19 protein-coding genes are annotated in these 17,998 nt (G+C 55.9%); 14 read left to right on the top strand and 5 right to left on the bottom strand.

Translation table 11 applies throughout. From position 1 onward, the window contains the following. The first annotated feature begins 43 nt into the window (after nucleotides 1-43). The 11 genes from H6B15_RS04325 (at nucleotide 44) to H6B15_RS04375 (ending at nucleotide 8,555) form a co-directional block, all read left to right on the top strand. Nucleotides 44-835: a phosphoadenosine phosphosulfate reductase family protein gene (locus H6B15_RS04325; protein ID WP_345941930.1), complete on the top strand. Its 792-nt coding sequence runs from the start codon at nucleotides 44-46 to the stop codon at nucleotides 833-835. Next, nucleotides 832-1,632: a DUF4240 domain-containing protein gene (locus tag H6B15_RS04330; protein ID WP_243424273.1), complete on the top strand. Its 801-nt coding sequence runs from the start codon at nucleotides 832-834 to the stop codon at nucleotides 1,630-1,632. The genes H6B15_RS04325 and H6B15_RS04330 overlap by 4 nt, the downstream gene beginning before the upstream one ends. Nucleotides 1,633-1,651: 19 nt before the next feature. Beyond that, nucleotides 1,652-1,963, top strand: a complete 312-nt coding sequence (locus tag H6B15_RS04335; RefSeq protein ID WP_204646506.1) for a hypothetical protein — start codon at nucleotides 1,652-1,654, stop codon at nucleotides 1,961-1,963. Nucleotides 1,964-2,059: 96 nt separating this feature from the next. Continuing rightward, nucleotides 2,060-2,197, top strand: coding sequence for a hypothetical protein (locus tag H6B15_RS04340; protein WP_204646508.1), 138 nt, complete (start codon nucleotides 2,060-2,062; stop codon nucleotides 2,195-2,197). Further along, nucleotides 2,139-3,905: a VirD4-like conjugal transfer protein, CD1115 family gene (locus tag H6B15_RS04345; RefSeq protein ID WP_204646510.1), complete on the top strand. Its 1,767-nt coding sequence runs from the start codon at nucleotides 2,139-2,141 to the stop codon at nucleotides 3,903-3,905. Before H6B15_RS04340 ends, H6B15_RS04345 begins: the two co-directional genes overlap by 59 nt. Beyond that, nucleotides 3,886-4,221 carry a TrbC/VirB2 family protein gene (locus H6B15_RS04350; protein ID WP_242853501.1) on the top strand — a complete coding sequence of 112 codons (336 nt, stop codon included), beginning with the start codon at nucleotides 3,886-3,888 and terminating at the stop codon, nucleotides 4,219-4,221. The genes H6B15_RS04345 and H6B15_RS04350 overlap by 20 nt, the downstream gene beginning before the upstream one ends. 36 nt (nucleotides 4,222-4,257) lie before the next feature. Next, entirely contained in the window at nucleotides 4,258-5,094 is an 837-nt protein-coding gene (locus tag H6B15_RS04355; RefSeq protein ID WP_204646512.1) for a hypothetical protein, read from the top strand. 81 nt (nucleotides 5,095-5,175) lie between these two features. Next, complete coding sequence (locus tag H6B15_RS04360) at nucleotides 5,176-5,421, top strand: type II toxin-antitoxin system prevent-host-death family antitoxin (RefSeq protein WP_204646514.1); 246 nt, start codon at nucleotides 5,176-5,178, stop codon at nucleotides 5,419-5,421. A 3-nt stretch (nucleotides 5,422-5,424) separates the two neighbouring features. Further along, entirely contained in the window at nucleotides 5,425-5,757 is a 333-nt protein-coding gene (locus H6B15_RS04365) for a type II toxin-antitoxin system RelE/ParE family toxin (protein WP_204646515.1), read from the top strand. 81 nt (nucleotides 5,758-5,838) lie between these two features. Further along, nucleotides 5,839-6,219, top strand: a complete 381-nt coding sequence (locus tag H6B15_RS04370) for a PrgI family protein (protein ID WP_204646516.1) — start codon at nucleotides 5,839-5,841, stop codon at nucleotides 6,217-6,219. Then, complete coding sequence (locus tag H6B15_RS04375) at nucleotides 6,216-8,555, top strand: VirB4-like conjugal transfer ATPase, CD1110 family (RefSeq protein ID WP_204646517.1); 2,340 nt, start codon at nucleotides 6,216-6,218, stop codon at nucleotides 8,553-8,555. The genes H6B15_RS04370 and H6B15_RS04375 overlap by 4 nt, the downstream gene beginning before the upstream one ends. 54 nt (nucleotides 8,556-8,609) lie before the next feature. On the opposite strand, the gene H6B15_RS04380 is transcribed toward H6B15_RS04375, so the two are convergent. Both H6B15_RS04380 and H6B15_RS04385 read right to left on the bottom strand, forming a co-directional pair. Next, nucleotides 8,610-8,816 (bottom strand): hypothetical protein, encoded by a 207-nt coding sequence (locus H6B15_RS04380; RefSeq protein ID WP_204646518.1) that lies wholly within the window; start codon nucleotides 8,814-8,816, stop codon nucleotides 8,610-8,612. A gap of 114 nt (nucleotides 8,817-8,930) precedes the next feature. Then, nucleotides 8,931-9,185, bottom strand: a complete 255-nt coding sequence (locus H6B15_RS04385) for a helix-turn-helix domain-containing protein (RefSeq protein ID WP_204646519.1) — start codon at nucleotides 9,183-9,185, stop codon at nucleotides 8,931-8,933. A gap of 237 nt (nucleotides 9,186-9,422) precedes the next feature. Here H6B15_RS04385 and H6B15_RS04390 point away from each other — a divergent pair, with 237 nt between their 5' ends. Further along, nucleotides 9,423-10,589, top strand: a complete 1,167-nt coding sequence (locus H6B15_RS04390; RefSeq protein WP_204646520.1) for a ComEC/Rec2 family competence protein — start codon at nucleotides 9,423-9,425, stop codon at nucleotides 10,587-10,589. Between the two features lie 81 nt (nucleotides 10,590-10,670). Next, nucleotides 10,671-12,413, top strand: coding sequence for a M23 family metallopeptidase (locus H6B15_RS15760; protein WP_345941931.1), 1,743 nt, complete (start codon nucleotides 10,671-10,673; stop codon nucleotides 12,411-12,413). Between the two features lie 33 nt (nucleotides 12,414-12,446). Here H6B15_RS15760 and H6B15_RS04400 read toward each other — a convergent pair whose 3' ends face one another. From H6B15_RS04400 to H6B15_RS04410, 3 genes are read right to left on the bottom strand one after another with little or no spacing between them, the layout of a single operon-like run. After that, on the bottom strand, nucleotides 12,447-13,805 hold the full coding sequence (locus H6B15_RS04400) for a GH1 family beta-glucosidase (protein ID WP_204646522.1): 1,359 nt from the start codon (nucleotides 13,803-13,805) through the stop codon (nucleotides 12,447-12,449). A 12-nt stretch (nucleotides 13,806-13,817) separates the two neighbouring features. After that, on the bottom strand, nucleotides 13,818-15,494 hold the full coding sequence (locus tag H6B15_RS04405) for a phospho-sugar mutase (protein WP_204646530.1): 1,677 nt from the start codon (nucleotides 15,492-15,494) through the stop codon (nucleotides 13,818-13,820). Between the two features lie 36 nt (nucleotides 15,495-15,530). Then, the gene (locus H6B15_RS04410) at nucleotides 15,531-16,625 is read right to left on the bottom strand and encodes an SGNH/GDSL hydrolase family protein (RefSeq protein ID WP_204646532.1); all 1,095 of its coding nucleotides are present in this window, start codon (nucleotides 16,623-16,625) and stop codon (nucleotides 15,531-15,533) included. 214 nt (nucleotides 16,626-16,839) lie between these two features. Between H6B15_RS04410 and H6B15_RS04415 the strand changes: the two genes are divergently transcribed. Further along, nucleotides 16,840-17,811 carry a LacI family DNA-binding transcriptional regulator gene (locus H6B15_RS04415; protein WP_243424275.1) on the top strand — a complete coding sequence of 324 codons (972 nt, stop codon included), beginning with the start codon at nucleotides 16,840-16,842 and terminating at the stop codon, nucleotides 17,809-17,811. Nucleotides 17,812-17,998 lie beyond the last annotated feature (187 nt).

A 17,998-nucleotide genomic window follows, 5' to 3' on the forward strand; every position in this document is an offset into this window, starting at 1 on the left:
GTATCCTGCCAGGGAGTTTTCCCTGGCATTTTTCTTTTAGGGGGTGTTGGAACCCAACAATCTGAAACCTGTCTATACCATCGCGTCGCTGTCAGGTGGAAAAGATTCGACGGCGATGCTTCTTCGACTTCTGGAGGAAGCCCGACCCATCGATGAGATCCTGTTCTGTGACACAGGCTGGGAATTTCCGCAGATGTATGATCACCTGGCCAGACTGGAACGCTACATCGGGCGGCCCATTACCCGTCTGAAAGCCCCGCTGACAGCAGAGCAATACTTCTACGAGTATACAGCCAACCCCAACGCCAAGCTGGTCACGGACCGGGGCCTCAGCTGGCCTTCCCATTCCTGCCGCTGGTGTACCGGGCGTCTGAAAACCCACGTCATCAACAAGCACCTGCGGGATCTGCGCAGGCAGTATCATCTGGTACAGTATGTGGGCATTGCTGCGGACGAAGCACACCGCTGTAAGGACCTGCACTACCCGTTGGTGGAATGGGGGATGACGGAAGCAGACTGCCTCAACTATTGCTATGCCCGCGGCTTCGACTGGGGTGGACTGTACGATATCTTTCGCAGGGTTTCCTGCTGGTGCTGTCCTTTGCAGCCGCTGTCGGAACTGCGGAAGCTTCGTAAACATTGCCCGAATCTCTGGCAGCGGCTTCTGGAAATGGATGCCCATACTTGGCAGCCTTTCCGCGCCGACTACACTGCCCGACAATTGGAGGCACGTTTTGCTTTGGAAGAAGAAAGAACCGCACAGGGCCTGCCCGTCACCGGGCGGGCCTTTTTTACTGCCCTGCGGCAGCGATTCGATAAGGAGGGATGTTCTTGAATATCGATGATTTCTGGAGCCTGATTGAACGGGCCCAACAGGTGGCCGACCCGCAGAATGAGGCCTCCATGATGGAAGCCTTGTTTTGGGAACTGACCAAGCTGCCTGACCGGGATTTCTTTGCCTGGTACCGGCTGCAGGAAGCCTTCATGCAGCTGGCCGATACGCCCAAGCTGTGTGCGGCGGCCTCTATCATCAACTACGGCACTTCCGATGACCGCTTTATGGATTTTCGCGCCTGGTTGGTCATGCAGGGGCGGGCCGTGTATTTGTCTGCCTTGGCCGCCCCTGACCGTCTGGCCAGGATGCGTGTGCCCTTCGGGGGAGCTGAGTGGGAGCTCTGCGGGTATATCGCTATGTATGCTTATACCGGCAGAAAGTATCTCGCATTGTTCCGACCGGACGCCCCCGATGGGCAGGCGCTGTGCCGCCGCTATCCGGATTGCAAGGATCTGCCGCAGCAGGTGGAGCGCATCTGCATGAACCGTGCGATGATCCGAAGATACGATGTGGGTGGGTTTGACCAAGACCTGGAACACCAGATGCTGCAGACCGAGATCGAGTACCGGCTGCATCGAAGCAATATCCCCAGGGATTTCTTTTCGGTTCAGCACAAAGACGAACCCAAAGAGGATCTGGCTGAAGAACTGGCCAAGACGCTCACCATCGATACCGCAGAAGTGGACCCGGCTTTGCCGCACGCGCTTCCGGCCTTGTGGAAGAAGCGGACGGACTGGGAAGCCAGTCGGCTTCAGCAACGAAGCGGTACAGGGCGCTGCGAACAGGCAGAGCGCTGATAAAGAGAGGAATTCGATTATGATTGACAACGCCTCAAGGCAGAAATTCTTCGTGGCTGTATCCGATTGTTTGGAGAAACGAGGCTTCTCCACGCACATTACAGAGGAAGGAAAACTGGCAGTCAGGAACGAGAAAATTCCCGGAACCGTAAAGTTACTTTGTGTTGTGGAGGGCAATGGAGTTATGTATTGCAGCTCCAGTGATTTAAAAAATGTATTCAAGAAGAAATTGCTGGAGGAAGTGATGGAATGTATCGAGGAGGCGGTACCCCAGGAGAAAAGCCGCAGCTCATCCAGAAAACACTCCAGCGAGGAAAGAACACGTGACTAACAGAATCGATGGCAACGCGACGAACGTATTTGCCGATCCTGCGGCCTGTGCAGCGTTTTTGATCAAAAGCAGTATCATCTGCTTAAACAGGGTGGTTTGCTGATTGCAGAAAACGCCAACTCCATGGTGGATCTGGCTGCTGCCTCTTCCGCTGATCTGGTGGGCCGCAGCGGCCATGGCTATGCGCTGGCAGCCCGGAATGAATCTGTCCGGCCTGCTGAGCGCCTGCAATGAGATGCTGGCTGAACCGCTTCCTCTTGCATGGAGCAGCCAGACCCCACGCTTCCTGCTGATCTTCACCGGCTTGTATGCTGTGATTGCCCTCGTCGCATCCAGTGAACACCGCAACACCCGTCCGGGTGAGGAACACGGCTCTGCCAGATGGGGGAGCGCCAAAGAGCTCAACCGTCGCTACCGGGATACCCAAGGCCCCAACCTGCTGATGACGCGCAATTTCCGCATCGGCGTGGATGGCTATAAGCACAAGCACAACACCAATGTGCTGATCGTCGGCGGCGCAGGTGCCGGCAAGACCCGTACCTATGCGGTGCCCAATGTGCTGGAGTCCGGGCGTCTGACGATGAAGGGAGCTTTGTGTACCGGCTGCTCCATGGTCATCACCGACCCCAAAGGGGAAATTCTGCGTAAAACTGGTGGCTTCCTTAAGCAAATCGGGTATGAAGTCCGGGTGTTCGATCTGCTTAACCCTGACGCATCTTTCTGCTATAACCCCTTTCGGTATGTGCGGGATGACAAGGATGTGCTGCAGCTGATCTCCAACCTGATCCAAAATACCACACCACCCCATGCACAGAGCTCCGACCCTTTTTGGGAAAAATCCGAGACTGCGCTGCTCCAGGCCCTCATGCTGTATCTGCTGCATGAGGCTCCGCCGGAGGAACAGAACTTCGGCATGGTTATGGAGCTGCTGGGCAGCGCCCATGTCAAGGAGGAGGACGAGAGCTACGAGTCGCCCCTGGATATCCTCTTTGAGCGTCTGGCCATGCGCGATCCGGAAAGCATTGCCGTCAAGCAGTATGGCATTTACAAGCAGGCCGCCGGAAAAACCGCCAAGTCCATCCTGGTAAGTGTCGGCGTCCGGCTGGCTGCCTTCAATCTGCCTCAGATCGCCCGACTGACCATGACCGATGAACTGCATCTGGACGAGCTGGGAGAAAAACGGGTGGCGCTGTTCTGCTGCATCCCGGATGCGGACCGTTCCCTGAACTATCTGGTGGGCATGGTCTACACCCAGCTGATCCAGACTCTCTTTTATCAGGCAGACCGTGTCCATCGGGGACGGCTCCCGGTGCCGGTCCACTGCCTGATGGACGAGTTCCCGAATATCTCGCTGCCCAAGGATAGCTTTTTGTCAGCACTGGCAACCATGCGTTCCCGCGGCATCTTCTGTTCCATCATTGTGCAGAACATCGCCCAGCTGAAATCCATGTACAAGGACAGCTGGGAATCGCTGGTGGGCCTGTGCGATGAGTTTCTCTACCTGGGCGGCAATGAGCAAGGCACCCACAAGTACGTGTCCGAGCTGATCGGCAAGGAAACGGTGGAAACCACCAGCCGAAGCCTTTCACGAGGCCGCAGCGGCAGTAGCAGCACCAGCCACCAGCAAGCAGCCCGCGACCTGATGACCCCCGACGAAGTGCGCCTGCTTTCCAACGACAAGGCGCTGCTGTTTGTGCGCGGGGAACGTCCGGTCATGGACTGGAAGTACAACCTGCTCCGGCACCCGAACATCCGATTCACCGAAGATGGCGGCACGCCGCCCTATGACTACACCGCCGCGCCGGATGCCCACGAGGATCTGGTGGGCGATGCCGAAAACTACGAACTGCTGGACATGGATGATTTCCTGCCGACAGCCGAACAACCGAAACCCATGTTTACTTATCCAAGGAGGGATGCCCATGCATCGCAACAAGATTGATATGCCCCGCACCAAACGTCTGACCCGCCGCGCCTTCGCGCTGTATGCCGCTCTGGTTCTGGTCTGCTGCGCCGCCACGCCGGTGCTGGCCGACGGCGACCCGCTGACTGTTGTCAACAACCTCAGTACCTTCATCTTCTCCATCATCCGTGCCATCGGCCTGATCCTGCTGGGCTGGGGCATTGTGCAGGTGGGCCTGTCGCTGCAGAGCCATGACCCCAGCCAGCGCAGCCAGGGCTTCCTGACGCTGGCAGGCGGCATCATCATCACCTTTGCCAAAGAGATCCTGGACCTGATCGTCGGCACCGGAGTTTGATGCGCCGGAAGATATCAGGAAAGGAGGTGATGCACCGTGGGTGACAGCTGGATCGTAAGCAACCTCAATGCTGCCCTGACCACTTGGAATGACAAGCTGGGGGAGATCTGGCAGCTACTGACCCAGAGCCCGCAGACCTTCAAGGACGGGCAGGTATGGGCTGTGATGGTGGGCATCCACGGGGCTCTGCAAGCCATTGGTTACGGGCTGCTGGTGCTCTTCTTCGCAGCCGGTGTGGTCAAGACCTGTGGAACCTTCGTGGAGGCCAAACGCCCCGAACAGGCTCTCAAGCTCTTTATCCGCTTCGCACTTGCCAAGGCTGCTGTGACCTATGGCCTGGATCTGATGCTGGCCATCTTCCAGATCGTGCAGGGGATGGTCTCCACGGTGATCAACCAATCCGGCGTATCCGGAATGAGTGCGGTTACACTGCCCCAAGAGCTGATCGACGCCATCAATGAGGTGGGCTTCTGGGACTCCATCCCGCTCTGGGCTGTGACGCTGATCGGCGGGCTGCTCATTACCGTACTATCCTTCGTGATGATCCTGACCGTGTATGGCCGGATGTTTTCCCTTTGGATGTACGCGGCCATTGCGCCCATTCCGCTTTCGTCCTTTGCCGGAGAACCCACGTCCAATGTGGGCAAGAACTTCCTGCGCAGTTATGCCGGTGTCTGCCTGCAGGGCGTAGTCATCGCCTTGGCCTGCATCATCTTCTCCGCCGTGTCTTCCAGCCCGCCCGCTGTGGATACCAGCGTCTCGGTAGTAACAGCCACTTGGACCTATGTGGGAGAACTGGCCTTCAACCTGCTGGTGCTGGTTGGCGCGGTGAAAGGATGCGACCGGATCGTAAAGGAAATCGTGGGCTTGTGACAAATCTTTCGTAAAATTCATCGTTGAATCCTGCAACACTTTCTGCTATACTATGGATAAGAAGCGGAAAGGAGCGTACCTATGCCTAATATCAAGCCAATCTCGGATTTGCGTAACTACAACGAAGTACTGCGGGACGTGTCTGTGAATGAACCGGTATTTCTGACTCGAAACGGCAGAGGCCGTTATGCTGTGGTAGACATCGAGGAATACGAAAGAACACGTGCAGGGCTGAAGCTGCTGGCAGAACTGGCCCGCGGTGAACGCTCCGGTCGGGAGAACGGATGGCTCGCTCTGGATGATGTCGAGTCAGAATTTCTGGGGTGAGCTATGGCAAAAGTGTATCTGTCAGGACTGGCCAAACAAGATCTATCTGATGCGAAACGGTATATTTCCGAGGAGCTGCAAAATCCGGAAGCGGCCAAGCGAGTACTGGCACGCATCTTCAAATCTCTTCGCGTTTTGGAACAGTTTCCCTATTCGGGAACACCGCTCCAGATTACGGGGATCGAAACGGGATATCGTAGTGTTGCCAGTGAAAGCTATCGCATCTTTTATCATGGCGATGAAGAATCCGTCTATGTTGTCCGCATCCTTTACGGACGGCGGGACTTCATGCGGATTCTGTTTGGTGTGACACCAGCACCGGATGATGAAGAATGAACTCTGAAATGGGATCGTAACAGGAACGGGCAGTCATTTTGGCTGCCCGCTTTTTTGTTTCAAGCAAAGGAGTGATTGCCTATGGAAATCAAAATTCCCAAAGAAGTCCGGGACTACCATGAGACTATCTTCTTCGGTCTCAACACCCGGCAGTTTATCTGCTCACTGCTGGCCCTTGGGGTGGCGGTGGGCGTTTATTTTTTGCTCCGTCCGCTACTGGGAACGGAGGAAATCGGCTGGGTCTGCATCCTGGCCGCCGCACCCTTCGCGGCCTGCGGATTTTTCTCCTACCACGGTATGACCGCCGAGCAGCTGTTTTGGGCGTGGTGCAAATCCGAGATTCTGAGCCCCAAACGGCTGGTCTATCGTTCCAACAGCTATTACTACGATGCAATCCAGGGAGGAATGCGTATGAAGAAACCCAAACAGAAAAAGCGCAGCCGTAAGGAGAAGCGCCATTGATCAAGACCCTGTCCAAAGCGCGGAAACAGGAGCGTGTAAAGTTCCGCATTCCGCGCAACGTGCAGGACTGTATTCCCATCCGCCGCATTTGGGCGGATGGGATCTTCCAAGTGGGCCACCAGTTCTCCAAAACTTGGTCGTTCACCGATATCAACTATTCCATTGCCGGCAAAGAAGATAAGACGGCAATGTTCCTGGACTACTGCGACCTGCTCAATGCACTGGACTCCGGTGCCTCGGCCAAGATCACTTTGTACAACCGGCGGATCAACAAGGAAGAGTTCGAGCGGTCTGTTCTGCTGCCTCTCAAGGAGGATGGGTTGGACAATTACCGCGAAGAATTCAACGAGATGCTGCGCGCCCAGGTCACCGAGAGCAACAACAGCATCGTCCGGGAGCGGTATCTTACCATCAGCGTCGTCAAGCGCAATATCGAGGAAGCCCGAACCTACTTTGCCCGCGTCGGCACTGATCTGACCACCAAGCTGGCGACACTGTCCTCGGTGGCGCAGGAACTTTCCCTCAATGAGCGCCTGCGGATCTTCCGCGACTTTTTCCGTCCTGCAGACCCGCCGGCAGCCGAGTTCGATATCCACCAGAAGGCCCGACGTGGCCAGCATTTCAAAGACTGGCTTTGCCCCAGCAGTATGGAGTTCGCCGCTGACCATTTCAAGATCGATGACCGCGTGGGTCGGGTGCTTTATCTCCAGGACTTCGCAAGCTACCTGAAGGACAGCTTTGTGTCGGAACTTTGCGACCTGGACCGGGAACTGATGCTGTCCATCGACATCTTGCCCATTCCCACCGATGAGGCCGCCCGTCAGCTGCAGAATACGCTGTTGGGTGTAGAAACTAACGTGACCAACTGGCAGCGGAAACAGAACGCCAACAACAACTGGTCGGCCATTGTACCCTATGATATGGAACTTCAGCGCAAGGAAACCAAGGAGATGCTGGATGATCTGACCACCCGCGACCAGAGGATGATGTTTGGTCTGGTCACCCTCGTCCACATGGCGGGAACCAAGGAACAGCTGGATGATGATACCGAATCGCTGCTCTCTGTTGCCCGCAAGCACCTGTGCCAGCTTTCCACCCTGCGCTGGCAGCAGCGGGATGGACTGGACACCGTACTGCCCTATGGATTGCGGCGCATCGAGGCGCTGCGCACCCTGACTACCGAAAGCACGGCGGTGCTCATTCCTTTCCGCGCCCAGGAAATCATGCAGACCCATGGCCTCTACTATGGACAGAACGCTGTCAGCAAGAACCGCATCGTAGTGGATCGCCGGCAGCTGCTCAACGGTAACAGCTTCCGCTTGGGGGTGTCCGGCTCCGGCAAATCCATGAGCGCAAAAGAGGAGATCGCTCAGATTGCCCTGTCCACGGAGGATGATATCCTGATCCTTGACGTGGAATCCGAGTTCGGGCATTTAGTGGAAGCCTTCGGAGGTGAGGTCATCCGCATCTCGGCCACATCGGATACCCACATCAATGCGCTGGATATGGACCGCGCCTATGGTGATGAGCGGAACCCCATCGTGTCCAAAAGCGAATTTGTCTTGAGTCTGTTTGAGCAGCTGATCGGGAGCGGGCTGGTCACCGCCAAGGAAAAATCCATCCTGGGCCGCTGCACGGAGCAGGTCTATATGCCCTATGTCCGCAACGGGTACAAGGGCGCAGTCCCCACGTTGAAAGACTTCTACCGTCTGCTCAAGATGCAGCCGGAACCGGAAGCACAGGGGCTGGCCCTTTCCTCGGAACTCTTCATCACCGGCACCCTGGGCACCTTCGCCCAGCCTACCAACGTGGATACCAAGGCACGGATTATCGCCTACGATATCCGGGAACTGGGCGAACAGCTGATGCCCCTCGGCATGCTGGTGACACTGGATGCCATCTACAACCGCGTGATCCAGAACTGGAAGCGTGGACACCGAACCTGGATCTTCTGCGACGAGTTCTACATCCTGTTCCGGTACGAGTACAGCGCCAATTTCTTCTACAAGCTCTGGAAGCGCATCCGCAAGTACAATGGCCTGATCACCGGCATGACGCAGAACGTGGACGAACTGCTGCGCTCCGATACGGCCCGCCTGATGCTTGCCAACTCGGAGTTCTTGATCATGCTCAACCAGAGCGCCACTGACCGGGAGGAGCTGTCCAAACTGCTGAACATCTCGGACACCCAGCTGGGATACATCACCAATGTGCCTGCCGGCTGCGGCCTGATCCGCTGCGCAGGTAATCTGGTGCCCTTTACCAACAGCTTCCCCCGGGATACGCAGCTCTACCGCCTGATGACCACCAAGCCCGATGAGCAATTGAAAGGATAAGGTATATGAAGCAAAAAAATAAGGGGCCGCCCAAGGCGGCCCCCATAAGTAAGGTCAGTGTGACCAGATGTTATTTTCCAGATCGCGCAGCCGTGTCCGGTAGTCCTTCACAATCTCTTCAGTTTTCTCCACATCCGGGAATGTGACAAGATAGTCATCGCCTGCCTGATGAAAACTCACAACCCCGGCAAGACCGGTTATTTCCGCAACCTTGATGAGCGTATGAAAATCGTATTCCTTGGAACTGAACAGAACATTCATGTCAAAGCGCTCCTTTGATGATTCATAAAAGTGAAATAAACGACTGAGCGACGTCTTTATTAGCATACCATAAAAATATGGTGAATTGCAATGCGCGTGTGGTGCCTTTATTGTTTACTCCTCTTCATCGTCATCTTCAAAGGAATAGGCATTTAATTCCGGGAAATCCAGAAATTCAGCCAGTGTCATATTGAATGCAATAGCAATTTTGTGCAGCGTTTTGATCCGTGGATTTTTGGTAAGGCCGCGCATGATATTATCCAATGTTGACTGCTTCACGTTGCTCATGGTGGCCAGCTTATTGATGCTGATGCCACGAGTTTCACATAAAGAACGAATCCGTTTTACATAGATGTTTGCATAGTCCATTTGGCGCCTCCTGCTACCCATTTTCGGGTTAAACAAATGATAGCAGTGCACCGAGGAGAAATTACCCGAATACGGGTTGACTTTTGCAGGAAAATGCCGGTAAACTGTAATTAACCCGTATTCGGGTAGTTCTGCGCGCCTGCCCACTGTCCGTTCGAGCCTTTTCGTCTAATTTTGCAAGACAATTAAGATACACTGAAAGCCAACTGCGAGTGCACAAGAAATAGGGAGTTTTGTATGGTAAAGGATGTTTTGCGTAGAGCTGTCGGAGCATTTTTTGCGGTGGCATTGTTGTTGAACAGTGTGGCATGTACTTCTTATTCTGAACCTGTCGAACCCGTTCCAACGGTCACTCCGTTGGTCACCAAAACTCCTGAAGATGGCTCTATTGTGCCTGTGCCACCGACATCGGGCGAGCCAGGCGAGGCTGATTTTTCCCTTACCATGCTGGATGTGGGGCAGGGGCTTTCTATCCTTGTTCAGGCCGATGGCGAGTATCTTCTCTATGACGGCGGCGGTCGCAGCGCGTCCTCCTATGTGGTTGCCTATCTCCAACAGCACGCTGTGACCAAACTGGAATGGCTGGCAGCTTCCCACTATGATGAGGATCACATCAGCGGTCTGGTGGGTGTGCTTCATGCCACACCAGTGGAGCAGGCTCTAATGCCCGACTACATCCCCGACACGCAGATCTACCAATCCCTGCAAAACGTGCTGGGAGAAAAGAATGTTCCGGTGATTTACCCAACCCAGGGAGATATCCTCTCTCTCGGCGATGCAAAAATCCAGGTCGTAGGGCCACGAAATTATGACTATGATTTGGACAACGACAAATCTCTCTGTTTGCGCATTTGTTACGGGTATTTCCAATGCCTTCTGACCGGAGATACTGAGCAGGATGCCGAACAGGACATGGTGGCTTCCGGGCAGGATCTGACCTGTGATTTATATGTGGTAGGTCATCACGGTAGTTCCTCTTCCACCAGTGAAGAACTGTTGGATGCGGCATCTCCTGCCTATGCCTTCCTTAGCGTAGGGGCGGACAACCCGTATGGACATCCTACAGCGCAGACATTGAACGCCCTGCAACAGCATGGAATCACCCTATATCGAACCGATCAGCAGGGCGAAGTCACCGTGTATTCCGACGGACAGCAATGCTGGTTCAGCACGGCACCATCCGAGGACTGGAGCGCGGGAAACCAGACAGTTTCCGAAGAACCACTTCCAACTGTAATTCCTCAAAATTGCCGTTATGTACTGAATACCCACACCAAGAAATTCCATTACCCGGAGTGTTCCAGTGTCGATCAGATGAGCGAAAAGAACAAGGAATTTACAGATGCTTCCCGAGATGAATTGATCGCCAGAGGCTATACAGCCTGTGGCCGATGTAATCCATAGAAATAGATAAAGGCGGCCACCTGCTCGAAAAGCAGATAGCCGCCATTTTTATATAAATATTTTCAAAAAGCAGGTGATTCAGTGAAAGAAAATACCCACAAAGAACCCAAGCAGAAACCCTCTGGACGAGCACCGAAAGAGCATGTGACAAACCGGCTGCCGAAAACCCTTGCCCGTCAGGCGTGGCTGAAAAGCAAGGAAAAGATTATTTCGGCAACACGTACAAAGCCCGACAGCAACTACGCTTTCGCACAGGAAATGGAAGAATATACTGTCCAGCAAGGCGAAGCCTATCTGGAAGAAGGAGCTCTCTTTGCATTGCGAAAAACAGGTGCCACTTCCAGAAACCGGTTCGCCCGCAATAGAGAACAGGATGTCCAAGCGCAGGATGATTCCGTGCATAGGGACGCTCCGGAACTGCGAGAGAAGAAAAACGCGGCCCATGAAGTCTCTGACTCGGATCCGCAAGCTACTGCCAAAAAGGAGCAGAAACGACGCACTGCTCAGAAGCAAAGCAGCAAAGTCAAAGAGCGTCAGCAACAGATCAAGAAATCCACCCGAGGAGTACGCGGTGTCGATAGGGATCAAAAACAACTTCGCACGGCTGCCAATACCGCCCGCAAGGAAAAACAGGCAAGACAAACTGCGCAACATACACAAAGAATAATCTACCAGGCTCGGCAGGCTGCTCGGGAAAGTGCAGAAGCAGCCAAGAAAATAATTGCTGTCATCCGATCGGCAGTTCGGCATCTTTTGGCTGCTCTGCAGAGTCTTGCTGCTGCACTGATTGCCGGTGGCTTGGTGACCGTGCTTATCATCCTACTGGTCTGTTTGATTGCCCTTGTGGCCGGGTCGGCGTATGGAATTTTTTTCGCTGCAGAGTCCCCTGATGAGAATGCTATCAGTGTACAGAATGCCGTTGAACAGCTTACGGAGGAATATTGGGACAGGCTGGAAGAAATCGAAAACAGCGTAGAATATGACCGCCAGGAAATCGAGTCTAACGATGGCAGCTATGCCATTGCGTGGCAGGATGTCCTGGCGGTCTTTGCTTCCCAAACGGCGGGCGATGTCAACGGCACCGCTGTTGCCTATCTGGATGAGGATAATATTGAGCGATTGCGCACGGTGCTGTGGGACATGAACGAAGTAGGCTGGCGCACTGAAACACAAACATGTGAGGTAGAACAAACCGATGAAGATGGCAACTCTGAAACCACAACCATTACCGAAACCGTCCTGATCATCGAACTAACCCACCGTACATCGGAAGAAATGCGGGAAACCTATCACTTTACAGACAGGCAGAATGAATACCTGACACTTCTGTCAAGCGAAGATACCGCAATCCTTTGGGGAGAACTGCTGGGCGGCTTTGTGCAGGGAAGTGGGGATATTATGGCTCCGGGATTGACTGGCACTGGTGATGGGGCTTTACAATGGCCGCTCCCCGTTGCCGGCAGTATTACTTCCCAGTTTGGTTATCGAACTGATCCCATCAGCGGTGAAACCAGTTACCATAGCGGTACAGATATTGCCGCACCGGAAGGAACGCCCATCCTAGCCGCCGCAGCCGGTACCGTAACAATCGCCAACGCCACTGACAGTTGGGGAGGCAGTTACGGATACCATGTAAAGATCGATCATGGTAATGGACAGGAAACTCTGTACGCGCATTGTTCCAGCATTTGCGTTACAGTAGGACAGCAGGTACAGGCTGGTCAAGTGATTGCCTATGTGGGGCATACCGGCAGAGCTACTGGTAGCCATTTGCATATTGAATTGCGTATAAACGGAGAATCTAAGGCTTTCCCATTCAATTGATAACCAATGTTGTGAAAATAATGGCGAGATATGTTACACATTGGCGCCATTGGCCTGTACGGTGCGTGCGTACCAGAAAGAACTGTCCTTGGGAAGGCGGTTGCCGGTGGCGTAATCAAGGAAATACAGCCCGAACCGCTCGCTGTAGCCGCTGTACCACTCGAAGTTATCCAGCAGCGACCAGTGGAAGTAGCCGCGCACATTAGCACCGCGGGCGATGCCTTTCGACAACGCTTTCAGATAACGGGCCGTAAAGTCGATGCGGTCCGCGTCGTGGACCTTGCCGTCAAGATAGAGTTTGTCATTGCAGGACAGGCCGTTCTCGGTGATATACACAGGCAGATGATACCGCTGCCCGATGAAGTACGGGCCCCAGTCCAGGCTGTCCGGCTCCACCGGCCAGCCCAGTGCCGTGCGCGGATACCCGGTGGGACGGCGGACATATTCCGGGCCCTGTTCCCCCATGCGGGCGGGCTGGGCGTTATAGATGTTGAGTCCCAGCATATCCGGCTTGCCGAAGGCCAGCGCCTCGGTGATTTCCCGGGGGACCGCCGCGATGCAGGCCGCCAGCCGCGGCCCCACGTCCTGCTGCGGCCACTGTCCCAGACAGAGCGGGTCCAGCGCCATCTGGTGGGTAAAGGTCCAGTCATCGTCGGGGCTGCCGAAGGTCAGCCGGCGGGCAGCTTCGATGTCCTGGGGATTCTCGCTGACAGGATAGCACAGCCGTCCTGTGGAGGCAAATCCCACCCGGTTGGCTGCATACGCCGCGTGGAGAGCCTGCTCTGCCAGGCAGTGGGCGTACAGTACATGCTGCCAGCAGGCAAACTGCCCTTCCAACGGCAGCTGCAGCCCCGGCGCGTGGAGTCCGCTGCCGTAGCCCAGCCCCACCACGCAGGCAATCTCGTTGATGGTGAACCAGTGGCGGACCCGGCCGCGGAAATGCTCGGCCACCGCCGCTGCATACCGGCCGAAGGCCCGGGCGGTGGCAATGTTCTGCCAGCCGCCGCGGTCTTCCAGCGCCTGGGGCAGATCCCAGTGGTAGAGCGTCACATAGGGTTCGATGCCGTTTTCCAGCAGGGCGTCCACCAGGGCATCGTAATAGGCAAATCCCGCCTCGTTGATGGCGCCGTCGCCGTCCGGAAAAATGCGCGGCCAGGCGATGCTGAACCGGTAGCCCTGCAGGCCCATGGCTTTGAGGGCTGCCACGTCCTCAGCCCAGCGATGGTAGCTGTCACAGGCGACATCTCCGTTTTCATCCCGGGCTACCTTGCCGGGGATATGGGAAAAGGTATCCCAGATGCTGGGACCGCGCCCGCTTTCCCGGACGCCGCCCTCAATCTGATAGGCGGCAGAGGCCGCCCCCCACACAAAATCTTTCGGAAAGAACGCCATTGCGGTTTGTTGTCACTCCTTCATCCAGGCAGCGGCAGCCTGGGCCAGTTTTGCGTTGATGGCATCGGCGGCCTCGGCGCTGTCAGCCACGGCAGAGAGATATACCTTGATCTTCGGCTCGGTGCCGGAGGGCCGCACCATCAGCTTGGCGCCGTTTTCCAGCCGGTACTCCAGCACGTCGGCCCGGGGTAGTCCGGTACCATCGGCGGTGTAGTCGGTAAAGCCGGTGACGGCATAGCCCGCGATCTCGGCGGGGGCTTGGGCCCGCAGACGGGCCATGATGCCCTGCATGGTGTGCATGCCGGTCTCGCCCTCAAAGGTGAAGCTGTGCAGGGCGTTGCGGTACCAGCCATACTCGGCGTACAGCGCGTTCACGGCGTCCAGCAGGCTCATGCCCCGGGCGGCATAGTAAGCCGCCGCCTCGCAGGCCAGCATGACGGCGTTGACGCCGTCCTTGTCCCGCACGTGGCCGCCCGACAGGTAGCCGTAGCTCTCCTCAAAGCCGAAGATATAACGCTCCACATGACCTTCCGCTTCCAGCAGGCCGATCTGTTCGCCGATGAACTTGAAGCCGGTGAGAGTGCGGCGCAGTTCCACGCCGTACTTGGCGGCAATGGGGGTGGCCATGTCGGTGGAAACGATGGTCGTCACCGCCACGGGGTCCTGGGGCATGGTGCCGTTGCCCTGCCGTACCCGGCAGATGTAGTCAAAGAGCAGCACGCCCATCTCGTTGCCAGTGATCAGCCGGTAGCCGCCCTGGCCGTCGGGCACGGCAGCGCCCATCCGATCACAGTCGGGGTCGGTGCCGATCATCAGGTCGGGGTGGACGGTGTCGCAGAGTCTCAGGCCGGTCTCCATGGCTTCTCGGATCTCGGGGTTGGGGTAAGGGCAGGTGGAAAAGTCCCCGTCGGGCTGCTCCTGCTCGGGCACCACCGTCACGTTGGTCACTCCCATGCGGTTCAGCAGCAGCTTCACCGGCTCCAGGCCGGTGCCGTTCAGCGGGGTGTAGACCAGTTTGAGGCGGGACACATCGTTGCCGGGGCGCAGGGCCAGCACAGCGTCCACGAAATCCGACAAACATTTGTCGTCGATGGTCACGATGCGGCCGTCCGCCACCGCCTCGTCGTAGTCGGCCAGCCTGGGGCTGTCGAAGTAGTCATGCTTGCCGATGGCCGCCAGCACCTGGTCGGCCATCTCCAGGGTGATCTGGCAGCCGTCGGCACCGTAGACCTTGTAGCCGTTGTATTTGGCGGGGTTGTGGCTGGCCGTTACGCAGATGCCCGCCCCACAGCCCAGGTACCGCACCGCCCAGGACAGGGCCGGGGTGGGTTCCAGGCGGGGATAGAGATAGGCGGTGATGCCGTTGGCAGCCAGCACCCGGGCGGCTTCCCGGCAGAACAGCTCGCCTTTGTGGCGGCTGTCATGGGCAAGGGCTACCTTTTTGGGCAGGTCGGAAGCGTTGAGGTAATCGGCCAGGCCCTGGGTGGCCCGGCGGATGGTGTACAGGTTCATCCGGTTGGTGCCGGCGCCGATGACGCCCCGCAGGCCGCCGGTGCCGAATTCCAGGTCCCGGTAAAAACGGTCGCTGATGGCGGCTTCGTCCCCGGCAACGGCCTTCAGTTCGGTGATAAGGTCGGCATCCTCCACGGCACGGGTAAGCCAGAGGTCCAATTCTTTCTGATACTGCATAGGGCAAAACTCCTTTTGATAGAATGATATGACGGATCAGGAGCGGTTCAGTGCTTCCTGCAAAAAGGCGGTCAGGGCGTCGGCGGCACGGCGGTGGGACTGTACCCCGGGGTGCTGCCGGGCGCCTACGGTCTCGGGGGTGGTATCGGGCAGGGGGAAGAAGCAAACGCGGTCGTCGCCGGTTTCCCGGCGGTAGCGGGCAATGGCCCGTTCCAGGGTGGGGCGCAGCTCATCCCCCAGCATGCCGTATACCCAGACCAGCAACGCCTGCGGATTGCAGCGCCGCAGCATCTGCAGGCCGTCCACTACGGCCTGTTCCAGCTGCGCCCGATGTTCGGGTGTGGTGTTCTGGCCGTAGGTTTCGCCGGTCTGCGGGTCGGTCCACGGCGGGTTGTGAGAGGCTCCGGCGTCGTTGGTACCCAGGTTGATGATCACCGCGTCGGCGGGCCAGGCGGCAAAATCGTTGGGCTGCTGGGCGCCCAGTTCCCGGTTGCGCGGGCCACGGGCCACTCCGCATAGAGTTTCGTAATGGGGCAACATACAACGGTGGGGGTCGTTATCCCAACCGGAAAGAAGCCCCCATCCGCTTTGGCTCACCAGGCGGTATTCTGCTCCCAATGCGTCGGCGGTAAAACGGGCATAGTGGTTCATAGCACTGAAAAAAGCAGAGATCCAGTCTTCCTCTTTCTGTGCCCCCAAAGCACCTTCTCCGCTGGTAATGCTGTCCCCCACAAATTCCAGACGGTACCGCGATTCGGGAAGGGGCAAGAACTCCCCTTGCTCCCAGCGCAGCGCCATGATTTGCAGCAAATGACGGGGATCATCGTACATGGCCTGTACATCCTTGAACACCCGCACATGTTTGGGTGTACCCGGCGTCATGCCGCGGAAAACGCAGATCTCGCTGTGACCGGGCGCCACCGGAAAACGGCTTATCCAGGCGCCGTTGAGTTCCACGCTGATCCAGGGTTCATAGGTCTCGTAGTCGGCATTCAGTTCCAGCCACAGCTCGCTGCCGGTAAAAAGGCATTCAACGCCCGAGGCTGTATAAAACAAGGTAAGTGCATCCCCGGTACGGGTGTGACGCCCCAGAATACGGACCTGGGGCAATTCCCAGACGGACTGTTCCATGGCAAGACTTCCTTTCTTTTAACTTAAATGAAATAATTTATTAACTAATTTTCTTCACTGTATCACATTCGGCAAGCTGTTGCAAGAGGGAAAGAAAAATTAAGCAAATAGTACAAAAAAGTTAGCTTGACATTGACGATATCCACAGGGGCTGATATACTTTATTTAAGTAAATTTGGAAACAGAGGTGTTAAGGATGGCCAAAAGCGTGCGCATGGCTGATATTGCACAACGGCTGGGGATCAGTGTGGTGTCGGTCTCTAAAGGATTGTCCGGTAAAGAGGGTGTCAGCGATGAAATGCGTGCCAAAATTCTGGCCACTGCCCAGGAATTGGGGTACGAAATGCCTGTCAAGGCAGACACACCCGCACAGCGCAGTATTAACATCGGTATTCTGGTGGCAGACCGTCATTTTGACGAAAGTGCGTTCTATTCTAGCTTGTATCGTGCGGTTTTGAACCACTGCGCACCGTTGAATTATAACTGTATGCTGGAGATCGTCCCCGCTGAATCGGAACGGAACTGCATCATGCCCACCCTGCTGGTGAATCATAAAGTAGATGCCCTGTTGTTTATGGGCGAACTGCATCGACGCTATATCAGTATGGCACTGCAGTATGGGCTTCCCTTCATGTTTTTGGATTTTTACGACGATACCATCGCAGGGGACAGCGTGCTGAGCGACAACACCAGCGGCGGGTATCAGATGACCGAACACCTGCTCTCCACCGGGCGGCGACGGATCGGTTTTGTGGGCAGTGTGCGCTCCACCAGTTCCATCATGGACCGTTATCTGGGGTATTGCCGTGCCTTGCTCATGGCCGGCATCGAACCGCGGCCCGACTGGCGCCTGGAAGACCGCAATGCCGACGGGCGCCTGATCCAAGCGCCCCTGCCTAAAGAAATGCCCGATGCCTTTGTATGCAATTGTGACGAAGTGGCGTTTAATTTGGTGGAACAGCTGCGCCGTGAAGGATACGAAGTCCCTCGGGATGTAGCGGTGACCGGGTACGATGACTATCGGTTTTCTACTATTTCCCGCCCCCAGCTGACCAGCTACCGCATTGATGTGGACGGCATGGCTGCTGCTGTGGTCAGCCAACTGCGCCGAAAACTGAACGGTAAATCGCCATTGGCTCCCACCACCATTGTTCCCGGGGCCTTTGTGCGGCGGGATTCTACCTGAATTTCTCATATTTATTAACTTAAAAGCAGGCTAAAAAAACTTTTTAGCCTGCTTTTTTTCATATATAAGAGATTTTTTCCGGGCAATTTGCCTAAGTGAAAGGAGGATTTTTCGCCATTTCACCAAACTTTTACTTAACATATTGACTATTTTTAACTTAAATCGTATACTTAATGTGCAAAGTAAA

The sequence above is a fragment of the Gemmiger formicilis genome, from assembly GCF_016900095.1.
Classification (GTDB): Bacteria; Bacillota; Clostridia; order Oscillospirales; family Ruminococcaceae; genus Gemmiger; species Gemmiger formicilis_A.